10 protein-coding genes and 3 pseudogenes are annotated in these 14,842 nt (G+C 42.5%); 6 read left to right on the top strand and 7 right to left on the bottom strand.

Annotated elements, in window-relative coordinates; genetic code table 11:
• Positions 1–35: 35 nt before the first annotated feature.
• On the bottom strand, positions 36–1,109 hold the full coding sequence (locus AAEY75_RS00750; RefSeq protein WP_352257767.1) for an HlyD family secretion protein: 1,074 nt from the start codon (positions 1,107–1,109) through the stop codon (positions 36–38).
• A gap of 684 nt (positions 1,110–1,793) precedes the next feature.
• On the opposite strand from AAEY75_RS00750, the gene arcD reads away from it, so the two are divergent.
• From arcD to AAEY75_RS00775, 5 genes are all read left to right on the top strand, one after another.
• Positions 1,794–3,230: an arginine-ornithine antiporter gene (arcD, locus tag AAEY75_RS00755; protein ID WP_352257769.1), complete on the top strand. Its 1,437-nt coding sequence runs from the start codon at positions 1,794–1,796 to the stop codon at positions 3,228–3,230.
• Between the two features lie 145 nt (positions 3,231–3,375).
• Positions 3,376–4,620, top strand: a complete 1,245-nt coding sequence (arcA, locus tag AAEY75_RS00760; protein ID WP_352257771.1) for an arginine deiminase — start codon at positions 3,376–3,378, stop codon at positions 4,618–4,620.
• An 89-nt stretch (positions 4,621–4,709) separates the two neighbouring features.
• Positions 4,710–5,720 carry an ornithine carbamoyltransferase gene (locus AAEY75_RS00765; protein WP_352257773.1) on the top strand — a complete coding sequence of 337 codons (1,011 nt, stop codon included), beginning with the start codon at positions 4,710–4,712 and terminating at the stop codon, positions 5,718–5,720.
• 238 nt (positions 5,721–5,958) lie between these two features.
• Positions 5,959–6,912 (top strand): carbamate kinase, encoded by a 954-nt coding sequence (gene arcC / locus AAEY75_RS00770; protein ID WP_352257775.1) that lies wholly within the window; start codon positions 5,959–5,961, stop codon positions 6,910–6,912.
• A 634-nt stretch (positions 6,913–7,546) separates the two neighbouring features.
• Entirely contained in the window at positions 7,547–8,368 is an 822-nt protein-coding gene (locus tag AAEY75_RS00775; protein ID WP_194196456.1) for an alpha/beta fold hydrolase, read from the top strand.
• A gap of 225 nt (positions 8,369–8,593) precedes the next feature.
• Here AAEY75_RS00775 and AAEY75_RS00780 read toward each other — a convergent pair.
• Both AAEY75_RS00780 and AAEY75_RS00785 read right to left on the bottom strand, forming a co-directional pair.
• Positions 8,594–8,698 (bottom strand): annotated as a pseudogene (locus AAEY75_RS00780) (cupin domain-containing protein); the annotation flags it as partial.
• 204 nt (positions 8,699–8,902) lie between these two features.
• The gene (locus AAEY75_RS00785) at positions 8,903–9,679 is read right to left on the bottom strand and encodes an SDR family NAD(P)-dependent oxidoreductase (protein ID WP_502944349.1); all 777 of its coding nucleotides are present in this window, start codon (positions 9,677–9,679) and stop codon (positions 8,903–8,905) included.
• 170 nt (positions 9,680–9,849) lie between these two features.
• Here AAEY75_RS00785 and AAEY75_RS00790 point away from each other — a divergent pair.
• Positions 9,850–10,779, top strand: a pseudogene (locus AAEY75_RS00790) (LysR substrate-binding domain-containing protein).
• A gap of 342 nt (positions 10,780–11,121) precedes the next feature.
• Here AAEY75_RS00790 and AAEY75_RS00795 read toward each other — a convergent pair.
• From AAEY75_RS00795 to rutD, 4 genes and pseudogenes are all read right to left on the bottom strand, one after another.
• Complete coding sequence (locus tag AAEY75_RS00795; RefSeq protein ID WP_352257778.1) at positions 11,122–12,738, bottom strand: NAD(P)/FAD-dependent oxidoreductase; 1,617 nt, start codon at positions 12,736–12,738, stop codon at positions 11,122–11,124.
• A 199-nt stretch (positions 12,739–12,937) separates the two neighbouring features.
• Positions 12,938–13,282: pseudogene (locus AAEY75_RS00800) on the bottom strand (IS3 family transposase); the annotation flags it as partial.
• A gap of 166 nt (positions 13,283–13,448) precedes the next feature.
• Positions 13,449–14,045 carry a malonic semialdehyde reductase gene (locus tag AAEY75_RS00805; protein WP_352257780.1) on the bottom strand — a complete coding sequence of 199 codons (597 nt, stop codon included), beginning with the start codon at positions 14,043–14,045 and terminating at the stop codon, positions 13,449–13,451.
• A gap of 18 nt (positions 14,046–14,063) precedes the next feature.
• Positions 14,064–14,840, bottom strand: coding sequence for a pyrimidine utilization protein D (gene rutD, locus AAEY75_RS00810; protein ID WP_352257782.1), 777 nt, complete (start codon positions 14,838–14,840; stop codon positions 14,064–14,066).
• Positions 14,841–14,842 lie beyond the last annotated feature (2 nt).

Here is a 14,842-nt window from a genome sequence, read left to right on the forward strand (position 1 = left end):
CCTCATTTTCCGCTGTCATACTCGAACGTGAGAAACTAGGATTGGCCTTTTTTGGGAAGGTTTATAGCAAGATTACTCGGCCATACTACGTCGGTATTACTACGTACATAACCATTACCTGTCATGCCGCCTTTAAGTAGGCCTTTGTATTCTTTGGCTATTGCCACAGGTAACTTGATACGCACTTTAAACATGAGCTTTTCGCGCTCGTTCTGTGTTTCCACTGACTTGGGCGTAAACTGTGCTTGTGACGCAATAAATGATACTTTTGCTGGCCACACACTATCCAGACCATCCAGCACGACTCTCGCGTCATTACCGACTTGTAAGCCACTCATCTGCCCATTAGGTAAAAAAAGAGTCATAGACACATCCTCTGTATCTAGCAGGCTGACCATTTTGCTGCCTGCTGCAATCACACTGCCAACCTCGGCAATTCGGTATTCCACACGGCCAGCTTTAGGACTGCGTATCAACATATCGTCATTCATCGAAGCGGCAGATTTTTCTTGAGCTTTGGCCTGATTGACGCCAGCATTTGCTTCCGCTACTTGAGCATCGATTTGTTGAACAGCTGCCTGCGCTTCTGCGTACGCTGCTCTCGCCGCCTGCACAACCGCAACCGCGCCATTGTAAGCCGCTTGGCGTTTGGTCACTTCTGAATCTGACACCAAATCTTCGCGGCGCATCTTGCGAGCATTATCCAACTCCATTTTGGCTATTTTTTGCTGTTCAATCTGCGCATCGATTTGGGCGTTAGCACGCGCCATTGCCTGCTTTCCTTGCTTACGACCCGCCCGTGCCTGCGACACCATTTCATGTGCACGCTGCTCGGTTGCCTGTGCCGCCACTAACTGACTTTCGCTTTGTGAGGAAGACAGCTTCACAAGCAGCTGGTCGACTTCGACATCCTCTCCTTCCGCCACCAGCATTTGCTCGACTCTGCCTGGATAAAGGCTAGCAATATCAAACCGCTCAAGCTCCAATCTACCGTTTGAGCTGACTATTCCTAGCGGCAGGGCTTGTGCAAGCTGCTGCTGTTGCCAGTAATACCAACCAGCAGCGGCGGCCACGACAAGCAATAGAATCAAAACCCATGCTTTTTTCATAACGGTTCCTATATATTATTTATATGCGGAAATAAAACAGAAAATAACCAACCCATACGTTTTTTAACCGTATTCGGGCATATCCTCAATTTAAAAATTTTAATGATTTTTTAGTATAGGGCGTATTGAATGTAGGAAATCAGCTCAAGCACACCTCGTGTCAATCACCATGACGGGCAATATTAGCGCTTTGTGAGCACAAGACACTTTTTACGCTAATGCAGGATGCTGAGTGATGTATATAAGGTGTTCGGCAATACAGTTGATTCATCGGATATTGGGCCGATTAGGACACGACCTAGTCAGAAATACCAATAAATCCATAATTTTATTGTGGTTATGGTACTCGATACCACCTCAATAAACCATCAGAAACTGAATCTATTCTCAATCATCATACGTTCCACAAAATCTAACCTTATGAGCTTTAGCCTATCTGAGTTATAGCTTTTACAAAAAATACTGCCGTGAAAAATACCTTTGCCGTCAAATATCACGGCTGTTTGGTTGATATAGACACATAGAAATTACAAGCAAAAATCATTCATCTAGCAAATATATAATAATCCATGCTAATATTATGGGGTTTTCATATATTAAACAATGTTTTTAAGTATTCTTCAAGGCCATATCTATTTTGTTGCTTTCATATATTTCTCAATCAGAGAGTAAAAGGTCGTCACCATGTCTGAAACAACGCATAATCCATCCGAGAAAAATCTAAACTTTACTGCACTCATTGCCCTTGTCGTAGGCTCTATGATAGGCGGCGGTATATTCTCATTACCACAAAACATCGCTGAAACCGCAAGCCCTGGTGCGTCCTTGATTGGTTGGATCATCACTGGCATCGGTATGCTGATGCTTGCCTTCGTGTTCCAAAATTTAGCACATCGCAAGCCTGAACTTGACAGTGGGGTTTATGCCTACGCGCAGGCAGGCTTTGGTAATTATATGGGCTTCAACTCTGCATGGGGCTACTGGCTCTCTGCTTGGTTGGGCAACGTCAGTTACTATGTGCTGATATTTAGTACGCTGGGTTATTTTTTTAATGTGTTTGGAGATGGTAATACCCTAACTGCATTGGTGGGTGCCTCTGTATTATTGTGGGCATACAACTTCATGATTACCAAAGGTATCCAGACGGCTACCTCAGTCAATACGTTGATTACGATCGCCAAAGTGATACCGCTGTTCACCTTTATTGTCATTATTTTTACGGTCTTTAATATGGATCTGTTTAATAGCGACTTTTGGGGCAGAGAGACAGATCTAGGGTCAGTCCCTGATCAAGTTAAAAACATGATGATGGTGACGGTATGGGTATTTATTGGTATTGAAGGGGCCAGTGTCTATTCTGCACGCGCCAAAAAACGCTCCGATATTGGTAAAGCCACCGTATTGGGGTTCATTTTTACGTTAGTGCTATTAATGCTGGTTAACTTTTTAGCGATAGGTGTTAGATCCCTCCCTGAGCTGGCAGCGATGAAAAACCCGTCGATGGCTTATTTGCTGGAGTATGCCGTTGGCCCGTGGGGCGCGACCTTTATCTCAGTAGGTTTGGTCGTCTCGCTACTCGGTGGTTTATTAGCTTGGACGCTATTTTGTGCCGAAGTTTTATTCGTTGCCGCCAAAGACGAAACCATGCCGAGGTTCTTTTATAAGACAAATGCCGTTGATGTACCGGTAAATGCACTATTGGTGTCTTCTGCAGCGACACAGTTATTCTTAGTCATCACCTACTTTAGTAAAAGCACCTATAACAATATTTTTTATCTGTCCACTTCCATGATTTTGATTCCCTATTTCTTTTCTGCTGCCTATGGATTTTTGGTGGCCTATCGCAAAGAGGGCTACAAACCATCCGAAAGCGCCACAAAAGATATTATTATTGGGGTAACCGCGCTGTTTTATAGTATTTGGCTGTTGTATGCCGCTGGTATTCAGTACTTTTTACTATCCGCTTTGTTGTATCTTCCTGGTGTGGTTCTCTATATAAAAGCACGCAGAGAGCACAAGCATCAGCTGTTCAATACAGCCGAAAAAGTGGTGCTTGCAGTCATTACTGTCAGTGCCATCTATGCAGCCTATGGCCTGTACAGCGGTACGTTAAGCTTGTAGTAACCCTATTTAAATAAAATGCCTTATCGTTGTAATCACCAGAAAAATCCGTTCGTCGTAATCGTCACATCAGTTGCTTTTTTAGATTGTTCGTCCTCTAAACAGTGGTGAGATACTTGCACCCAAACCGCATAAGGATATAAAAATGTCTGACAAATCTTTAGGTGTTCATTCAGAAGTCGGTAAATTACACAAAGTTATGGTGTGCTCTCCAGGTCTTGCCCATCAAAGACTGACACCGCAAAACTGTGATGATTTATTGTTTGATGATGTCATGTGGGTGAGCAAAGCCAAAAGCGATCATTATGATATGGTCACAAAGATGCGAGATCGCGATATTGAAGTGGTTGAGATGCATCAACTGCTCGCACAAACCCTTGATAATAACGATGCCATGCAGTGGATTATGGATCATAAAATCACTGATAACCATGTCGGTACTTTATTGGCTGGCGAAGTGAGAGATTGGTTGACCAAACTTGAGCACAAGAAACTGTCCTCATTTTTAATTGGGGGCGTCACCACTGAAGAGTTACCGAATGATATTGGGGCGTCACTCAAAAAATTATCCGCACTGTCAGGTACGACTGAGTTTATATTGCCACCACTGCCCAATACTCAGTTTCCTCGCGACTCTTCAAATTGGATATATGGCGGTGTGACGCTTAACCCGATGTACTGGCCCGCTCGCCAGCAAGAAACGCTTCTTATTTCTGCTATTTATAAATTTCACCCAGACTTTAAAGGCGCTGATTTCAAAATTTGGATGGATGATACTGAAGAAGATCTCAGTGGCTGTAGTTTAGAAGGTGGTGATGTCATGCCTATCGGCAACAAAACCGTGCTGATTGGTATGGGTGAGCGAACGTCACAACAAGCGATTACCAGACTGGCCAAAACTTTGTTCATCGATGGTTCGGTTGACCATGTCATCGTAGCAGCCTTACCTAATCAACGTTCTGCAATGCATTTGGACACCGTATTTACGTTTTGCGACATTGATTTGGTCAACGTGTTTCCAGCAGTGACAGATCATATTACGACCTTTCATATTCGTCCTGACGAAAGCAAGCCACACGGTATAGATGTGCGCGAAGATGACAGACACTTTTTGAAAGTGGTAGAAGAAGCCGCAAGGGTCGATAAATTAAGAGTGGTCGAAACAGGCGGCAATAGCTACGAAGTTGAGCGTGAGCAATGGGATGATGGTAACAATGTTCTTGCCCTTGAGCCAGGGGTTGTTATCTCTTATGACCGCAACACTTATACCAACACGTTACTGCGCAAACAAGGCATTGAAGTGATTACGATTCCAAGCTCCGAGCTGGGCCGTGGACGTGGTGGTGGTCACTGCATGACTTGCCCTATCATTCGCGATCCAACGGATTAGAGCATGTTGAATCCTACCTGCTCATAGCGGTGCCAAATACAGTGATAGTCCATCCAAAATAAACACATACTAAAAATTAAGGAACCATCATGAGTTTCAATCTTCACAACCGTGATCTACTGAGTCTTATGCATCATAGTGAACGCGAGCTTACGTATCTTTTGGATATGGCTCGTGACTTAAAAAGAGCAAAATACTCAGGTACAGAACAAAAACACCTTTTGGGCAAAAACATTGCTCTGATCTTTGAGAAAACCTCAACCCGCACTCGTTGTGCTTTTGAAGTAGCGGCATATGACCAAGGTGCCAATGTGACGTTTATTGGCCCAAACTCATCACAGATCGGCTACAAAGAGAGCATGAAAGACACCGCTCGTGTGTTGAGCCGTATGTATGATGCCATCGAGTATCGCGGGTTCGGTCAAGAGATTGTCAATGAGTTAGCAGAATATGCGGATATTCCTGTCTTTAATGGCCTAACGAATGAGTTTCATCCCACACAAATGCTAGCAGATGTAATGACCATGCGTGAGCATACTGACAAATCAATCCATCAGATTAAATATGCTTATTTTGGTGACGCACGTAATAACATGGGCCGCTCATTATATTTAATGGGCGCTAAGATGGGTATGGACGTACGCCTTTGTGCCCCTAAAGATTTGTGGCCTGAAGCAGACTTTCTAGCCACTTGTGCAGACTTTGCCAAAGAATCAGGTGCGCGTCTTACCATCACCGAAGATGTAAAAACGGCGGCAAAAGACGTTGATTTCGTTCATACCGACGTATGGGTATCGATGGGTGAGCCTATTGAGAGCTGGGCGGAGCGAATCGATGGGCTAATGGCTTATCAAGTCAATATGGATCTGATAAAAGCCACTGGCAATCCAAGAGTGAAGTTTATGCATTGTTTGCCCGCTTTTCATAACTCAGATACCGAGGTTGGTAAAAAAATAACTGAAGAATACCCACAGCTCGCCGACGGTATCGAAGTGACCGAAGAGGTATTTGAATCACCTTACAACATCGCATTTGAGCAAGCCGAAAACCGTATGCATACGATTAAAGCCGTTCTGGTCTCGGCGCTTGGTAATATCTAATTTATAACATTAGCAACGCGTGCTACTGGGGCGTGCCCTCAATTCAATCGATAGTCATCTAAATAGGTTAAAAGTGGCTAAATCTTGCCAAACGGCGTCAAATAGCTGACTAATATCTCGATATTATCTGCGCTATTTTTCTTGTTTGACTGCCATTTATCTCATTTTTATCACTATTTTTGAAATGAAGACACACCCTGATATGACGTTAACTGAAGATAATGCGTAGGGAAATATCATGAGGTTACTAATTGCCTTAGGTGGTAATGCTTTATTAAAACGTGGAGAGCCGCTGTCTGCTCACAACCAACGCCAAAATATCAAGACGGCCGTTGAACAAATCAGTAAGGTCACGGAGGGTAACGAATTAGTCATTGCTCACGGTAATGGCCCTCAAGTTGGTTTGCTTGCGTTGCAAGGCGCGGCTTACACTGAAGTCGATACTTATCCATTAGACGTTTTGGGCGCAGAAACGGAAGGTATGATTGGCTACATCATCGAGCAAGAGCTTGGGAATGTCCTGCCGAGAGACTCATCCATTGCCACCCTACTCACTCAAGTAGAAGTCGACCGTAAAGACCCTGCTTTTAACAACCCAACCAAGCCTATTGGCCCTGTATACTCAAAAGAGGAAGCGGAAAAGCTAAGCCAGCAAAAAGGCTGGGTTGTTAAAGCCGATGGGAAATACTTTAGGCGAGTGGTTGCAAGCCCTAAGCCTAAAAAAATATTTGAGCTAAAACCCATACAGTGGCTCCTTGAAAAAGGCGCGATCGTGATCTGTGCAGGTGGTGGTGGTATCCCAACGGCATTTGATGAAGATGGCTGTTTGCAAGGGGTCGAGGCAGTAATCGATAAAGATTTGTGCGCATCGTTACTTGCCCGTAGCCTTGAATGTGAGTTATTGGTGATTGCCACGGATGTGGCGTATGTTTATACAGACTTTGGGACTGACAAACAACGAGGTATCTTGCAGGCGCATCCAGATGCATTAAGTGAGCTTGATCTTCCTGCGGGCTCTATGGGACCAAAAGTTGCAGCGGCTTGCGAGTTTGCGCGTGCGACTGGAAACACCGCTATTATCGGCTCACTGACCAATATTGGTCAGACACTTGAAGGAGGTGGCGGTACTCGTGTCTCAACGGAGTATGAAGGTCTCACGTATGCCGCTGTATCTCCGAAAAACACAGCATAACTCCTCGATTTAATCTGTAGTTTTAAGATATAAAATATTTTTTGAGTCGTTCCTGAAATAATCGGCTTAGCAGTTTGCTCAGATTTGATGGTATCTGCTAATTTTTTCTTCTCAATATCAAGGTTTTTAATTTCGATATCTATTACCGTTGCTAGGACTGAAGGTCATTTTTTAAATCTAAGCTAGGCCTTAACACTATAAATCTCTCACACCTTTCAACAAACTACCAACGGTTGAGGTACAAACCTATAACGGCTGCGACCATAATACCTTTGTTATTGATGTATGATTAAATCACTTTCATCAGGTTGGTTTATCTAACTTCAGTACGACAGTCTTCGGCACAGTCGCGTTATTTCAATAAAGCCGTTTCATTAAGATTTTGACTAAGCGCGAAGAATGAACAGTGTGATGAGACCAAGATTTTTATAAATAAAAGCCCGTACACAGTTTGTGATGCTTTTGATAGCCATGTTGCCGTTAATCGCTGAGACCATATACTTCCTGAAGAATTCCTTCACATTACTATTATAACGTTGGGGTCGGTTGTTGGCTTGTCTTAGCTGACAAAAACTGTCTCCCCTTTCCGTAGAACGATTTCACGATCATTGATATTCATTTTTAGGAGAATGCTATGAGCACTCAAATAACAGAAAACCATACCTACATTGACGGGCATAAGATTGCATTTTTGGAACAGGGTTCAGGTAGTCCAATAATCCTGCTGCACGGGATTCCAACAAATAGCCTCATGTGGCGAAATATTATTCCACAACTTGCAAAAACACATCGGGTCATCGCTCCCGACCTTCTCAATTATGGGAAATCTGCAAAACCGAAAAGCGCAGATGTGTCCATTAATGCGCAAAGCAACATGATTGTAAAACTCATGGATGTCCTAGGTGCGCGGCAAGCAGATATTGTTGGACATGATATTGGTGGAGGTGTTGCTCAGTTGATAGCTGTCAATTATCCAGAGAAAGTTCGAAAGCTTGTTTTGATAGATAGCATATGCTTCGATTCGTGGCCTATCCCAGATTTTGAGCCGCTACAGGAACCTGGTGCTGAGTCGGAGATGAGTTTAGAGGACTTCTTGAGCATGATGCGGGGCTTTCTGCCAAAAGGTGTATATGATAAGAGCGTCATGACCGATGAGCTTATTGAAATGTATCTTGAACCTTGGTCAACTGAAGATGGCAAGCATGCCTTCTTTCGCAATCTCAGACGGTTGAATAAGGAATATACTCAGGCTATTACCGACGAACTTAGTAACCTTCCGCATCAGACATTCATCATGTGGGGTGATAAAGATCCTTTCCAAAAACCGGAATATGCACCAAAGCTAGCAGAAGCGATTCCAAACGCAGAGCTTGTCTGGATTAAAGATGTTGCTCATTGGTTGATTGATGAGAAGCCTGATGAAATTGGTGAGCATATCAACCAGTTCCTAAGCTAAAGTACGAGTGGCCTGATGACCCATGCCGTCAAATCTGTATAATTAAATTTGGAAGATTTTAGTCACATAACCTGACGATAATAATCAGACAACATCTGTCTTGGCGATTGATGGTCTAAAGCCTTTTGAGCTCTCAGGTATATTGATTGCGTTTATTGGTCATACTATTTTCCTACTTTGAGGTAATATAAACCTCTTAGCAGCCGTCCTAATTTATTAGGCCACTACAGGATGAGCATGGCATGGAAAAGTGGACTCTGGCGCGTAGCGTACCATGCTCGTTGCGCTGGCTTTTTCACCGCCTATTCTGTATAGAATTACTCGCTCGACCCCAACTTGAGATGTTGTTTGTCAACTATATTTAATTGATAGCAGAGAGGCTTGCTGTAAAAAATCTGATGAGTTGACTCGCATTTATCCAACCTAAATGAAGTAAGAGCAATAACAGTATGTTATTGCTCTATAAATTTTCGCTCATTAAGCGCTTTTTAATTGTGCGTGAGTATCATTAAAAAACATTCTGTTCCATTGCTATTAGTTGCGTCCTGCCATTACGCCACCATCAACATCCCACACAGCACCCGTTACCCAAGCCGCTTTGTCACTTAATAAAAATGCAATAGTGTTTGCCACATCTTGTGACGTACCTATACGGCCAATTGGGTGAAGACTATTAAAGCCTTGCAGAGCATCGTTTACTTCTGCTTTCGGGATAAACCCTTCATAAATTGGCGTTTGTACAACTGCTGGCGATACTGCATTAACACGAATATTATGGGCCGCTAATTCCATTGCTAAATGCTGAGTTAGCGCATGTAAGCCCGCCTTTGCCATTGAATACGCTGAAGATGGTGTAGCAGCAATGGCTTGCTTGCCCCACATAGACCCTATATTTACAATGGCGCCAGAGCGTTTTTCTGATATTAAATTAGCGGCTACCTTTTGAGTAATAAAAAATAATGCGCGGTTAATTTGCATGTACTTATCGTAATCAGTTGCTTCGTGCTCTAAAAATGGTTTAGGGGCAAAAACACCAGCGGCATTAACCAGTAAATCTACGTCTGCGTGATCTTGCGAAATAGTGTTAATTAAGTTTTGTACGCTTTCATCGCTCGTTAAATCGGCTGTTAAAACCTCTACAATACCTAAAGCTGATAGTTGCTCTTTTGCCGCTTGTGCTTTTTCTTTACGGTGGCCGACGATAACGGCTTGTCCGCCTTGCTCTAAGATCAAACGAGCCGTTTCAAATCCCATTCCGCTAGTGCCACCAATAACGAGTAATTTTTTACCTGAAAATTGCTTAGTCATCATTATTTCTCCAAGCGCCCATTCGCGCTGCATTAGTTGTATCAATAAAACAAAATATCAAATTGCCTTTCAAGCAATTGACGAGTTGTTTGGCTTAGGAGGTATTTTTAACTTATTTACTTTGTTTAACAAACGAGATAATCTGAGCCGTCAATAAAGAAAAAGTTTACTGTATGAAATCACCTATACATCTCAATGCATTAAAAGCTTTTGAAGCCAGCGCACGACATCAGAGTTTTTCAGCGGCTGCTGATGAGCTAAACGTAACCCCCGCAGCGGTTGGGCAACTGGTAAAGACATTAGAAGAGTGGCTCGATACGCCGCTGTTTCACAGAATGAGCTCTGGTAAAACACGGCTTATAACTACCGAAACTGCGCAAAGTGCCCTGCCATTAATACAGGAAGGATTTGATAAATTAGCCCAAGGGCTAGATATTTTAAAAGACAATGCCATAAGCGGCGTATTAACGGTTGCAGTAAGCCCTGCCTTTGCCGCTAAGTGGTTATTGCCTAGGCTTCATCACTTTCAAGCTATTTGTACGCAAACCAATGTAAATTTAAATACAAATTTAAAACCGGTTGATTTTGCTTCTCAGCGTATAGATATAGGCATACGCTTCGGCGTAGGTAATTGGCAAGGCCTAGGCGCAGAAAAACTAATGGTTGAATAAGTATACCCAGTATGCTCACCTACACTTCTAGAAGATCCAACCCGCTTCACCACGACTGATAAACTATTGAACGAAACCCTGATACACGATCAATCAATGGATGCCCATACCAGTTTTCCGTCATGGTCGTCATGGTTAAAAAAGGCCGGTGTTACAGGCCCTCTGATTACTAAAAGCATTCAAATAAATAACTCTGCTGCCGTACTGCAATCAGCAATTGACGGCCACGGCGTAGCATTAGCGCGCAGTGTAATGGCTAAAGATGACCTAGCCGCTGGGCGGTTAGTGAGGTTGTTTCCTGATATTTATTTTGAATCGCCTTTGGCGTATTATGTTATTTACCGCCCCGAATGCGCGGCGCTGCCAAGAATACAAGCATTTAAAAACTGGCTTTTCAAAGAGGTAGAGAATCAAGCTTTTAAAAGTGAGTAGTGTTTTTATAAAAATACGCTCCAATAAAGAAGATATTTATCAGAGTAAAAGATGACCTCTGTGGTTAAACACGTTGACTCCCCGTAAGCTTTCACTCCAAATTAGCGACTTTAATTAATAAGGTAGCGTTTAACTTTGCATCTCTATAACAATTGACCACCACGAGGTTTTTTAAATGGAGTGAAGGTTCGTTCATGTAACTTTGCGATGTCTTCATCCTGAAAACACAAAAAAAAGCCTTTCAAGCTTTATACTTCATAGCTTGAAAGGCTTTTTCGATCGCATATTTTTATCTAGGTAAGCGTTTTAATATTAGAATTTGCTTACAGTTTAGAGCCGCTCTTACTCTATGTTTAACATCGATTTCGCCACAGCTTCGGCCACTTTAATGCCATCAATCCCTGCTGATAATATACCACCTGCGTAACCAGCACCCTCGCCAGCCGGGAATAGTCCTTTAGTGTTAATGCTTTGAAATTCTTTATTGCGTTTAATACTGATTGGTGACGACGTTCTGGTTTCCACGCCAGTTAGTAGACCATCGTCAGATGAAAATCCTTTGATTTTTTTATTAAACGCTGGAATCGCTTCACGTATGGCATCCACGGCAAAGCCTGGCAGTGCTTTGCTTAAGTCGGTTAAGGTAATCCCTGGTGTATAAGAGGGTTTTACATCGCCTAATTCTGAGTCTGGTTTTCCTTTTAAGAAATCACCAATGGTTTGCGCTGGTGCACTGTAGTCTTTGCCGCCTAATTCAAACGCTAAGGTTTCTAGTTGTCTTTGTAAGTCGATACCGGCAAGAGGATGGTTTGGGTAATCTCGCTCTGGGTCGATACCTACAACAATAGCACTGTTGGCGTTACGCTCGTTTCTTGAATATTGGCTCATGCCGTTAGTGACAACACGGCCTTCTTCTGATGCTGCGGCAACCACGGTCCCGCCTGGACACATACAAAAGCTATAGACGGAACGACCATTTTTACAATGATGCACCAGTTTGTAATCCGCAGCGCCAAGTATCTCATTTCCAGCATTGTCACCAAAGCGTGCTTGGTCTATGGTTGACTGTTTATGTTCAATCCTAAAGCCAATTGAGAAAGGCTTTGCTTCAACATACACACCTTTATCATGGATCATTTGGAAGGTGTCACGGGCGCTATGACCAACAGCAAGAACAACATGGCTAGTTTTTAAGGTTTCACCACTATTAAGTGTCACGCCAGTTACTTTTGAGTCAGTGATATGCAAGTCATCTACGCGAGTAGCAAAACGGACTTCCCCACCAAGCGCTATGATCTCGGCACGCATTTTTTCTACCATGGTGACTAACTTATAAGTACCTATGTGCGGTTTACTAACAAATAAAATCTCATCTGGTGCGCCAGCTTTTACAAACTCTGTCATTACTTTACGGCCGTAATGATTGGGATCTTTCACTTGGCTATATAATTTACCGTCAGAAAAAGTACCCGCTCCGCCTTCACCGAATTGTACGTTTGATTCTGTGTTTAATTTACGCTGACGCCAAAAGCCAAAGGTATCTTTGGTGCGTTGTCTGACTTCATTACCGCGTTCAATGATAATAGGTTTAAAACCCATTTGAGCCAGGGTAAGTGCTGCTAATAAACCACAAGGTCCAAAACCAATAACAACAGGACGCTCAGTTAAATCCTCTGGCGCTTGGCCAATATATTTGTAGCTGGTATCTGGTGTTGCCTTAACATGGTTGTCTGACTCAAATTGAACCAATAAATCATGTGTTAAATCTGAATCGGTCAGTGTGATGTCTAGCGTATAAATTAATTGGATATTTCTTTTATTACGAGCATCATAACCACGTTTAAACATCACAAATGACGCCATTTGCTCAGCAGAAATTTTAAGTTTTGTCGTTATAGCAGTCGTTAGATCTTCAGGTGCATGATTTAATGGCAATTTAATTTCAGTTAAACGTATCATTGGTTACTCATAAACTAGTGTAGAAAACAGTCTCGCATTTTACTGGTACTGATACAAATAAGCGAATAAATATTTTACTTACGCAGGCTAAATTTGCGGATTTGGTTTGTAGCTTGAAAATGACCTCTGCCATCAAATCTGTATATTTAAACTTGGGAGACTTTAGTCACGCAACCTGACGGTAAAAGTCAGACCACACCTATCTAGGCGATTTATTGACCAAGCTCTTTTGAATTCTCGTTTCACTGCGAGCATAGCTCTTGCCTTGCGTCGCTGCAAAGCAGTACTTTGCTAGTCACTCCTCATTATAATCAAGCTCAATATACTTAATAATATCGTTGGTCACTGTAAACTTTGTTTTATACTCCTGATGGTATACAAGCTCACTCTTCAATATACCCTAGAAACTCTCTATTAGCGCATTGTCAAATGAGCGAGGAAGAGTAAGTGTCTGGGAGACACTTACCCGAGTGCAAGTCGGAGGGCTGTGCCCGTAGTGGTTGCCTTTACCACTCATTGAGCCTTTAAACTTATAAGACTTTATCGACCACCTATTTTTATTTAGGTAAGAACTCTATTACTAGGTTTTGAACTACGAATTGTTAGGCACCTGAATATGATGGAGCCAAAAACAGCTATCCCTTCACGTGTCATCACTTCAGTCTATTAATTCTGAAATAAGACAGTTCAGTGGTTGAATAACTTGTTTCTTATAAAATCTGACAAGCCTCATCAAAATCTAATCTTGGCAGACGGCTATACAATTGGTCTTCTTGGCCATACCCTATATTAATGAGTAGATTTGAGGTCCATTTGCTATCTTTAAGAAAGGTGTTATCCACTAATTCATTATTAAATCCAGACATAGGGCCCGTGTCTAAACCCAAGGCTCTACAAGCCAAGATTAGATACGCCGCTTGCATAGAACTGTTTCTAAACGCCGTTTCTTTTATGAGTTCAGGGCTAGAGTTAAACCATGATCTGGCATCCGTATGTGGAAATAATTTGGGAAGTTGCTCATAAAATTCATTATCATAAGCGACAATCACTGTGATAGGTGCTGTCATTGTTTTTTCGATATTACCTGATGACAGTGCTGGCTCTAAGCGCGCTTTAGCGTCATCAGATTTAAGAAATATAAACCGCGCCGGTGAACAGTTGGCCGAGGTAGGTGCCATTTTAACTAAATGATAGATCTCTTCAAGTAGTGCATCTGGCACGTCTTTTTGTTGCCAAGCGTTAAAGGATCTGGCCTTACTAAACAGTTGGTCAAGACCTTCTGAAGATAACGATAGGGAGTCAGTCATAGTACGTCCTAATTGATATTAATTTTTGGATAAGAATTGAAGGATTTTGCTATTGGTTGAGCAGGTTTCTGTGATTGTACTGGCATGTCCGCCCGTCACCATCAACTCAAACTGGGCATTTTGCATATTATTGGCCAAAGCCAGACCGCGTTGCCATGGCACCAAAACATCATCAAGATTGCTTAAAACTAGTGTTTTGTTTTTGATATGCTTGGCATTTATCAGGGGTTGATAAGCCTGCAAGGCTTTTAGTCTCGTTGAGACGTTCTCGACTGGCGCAAAGTGAGCGATGGCTTTATTTTCTTTTTGCGTGAGTGCCTCTATGTTGTCTGAGATCCATATCGGCGGGTACAAGAATATCGCTTGGGCACGTACAAAGGCTTCTATACCTGTATTTTCTATCAAGCTTTGACGCATGCTAAAACATTTGATAGTGTGAGGATCTAGGCTTTCCCACCCGTTTAAGATAACCAGTTTATCTAACAACTCTGGCGCTTTATAAGCGACTTCCATACCGATAAATCCGCCAAGTGCGTGACCGACGAAATGACAGTTAGACAGCCCTTCTTGTTTCAAAATTTCGATTAATTGTTCTGCTAAATCTTGCATAGAGTAGTCATCGGGTAAGAGATCGCTATCAGGCGATACTCCCTCTTGTTCATAGCAAATCACATTGTAATGCTCGGTAAAACACCCAATTTGAGGTAACCAAAAATCAGCATGCCCGCCTAAACCTGAACTAAATACGATCGTTTCTGTCGTGTCGTTCTTACAAGGGTATTTTTTAACTAACATAG

Source organism: Psychrobacter sp. TB55-MNA-CIBAN-0194 (assembly GCF_040309505.1).
Lineage (GTDB): Bacteria > Pseudomonadota > Gammaproteobacteria > Pseudomonadales > Moraxellaceae > Psychrobacter > Psychrobacter fozii.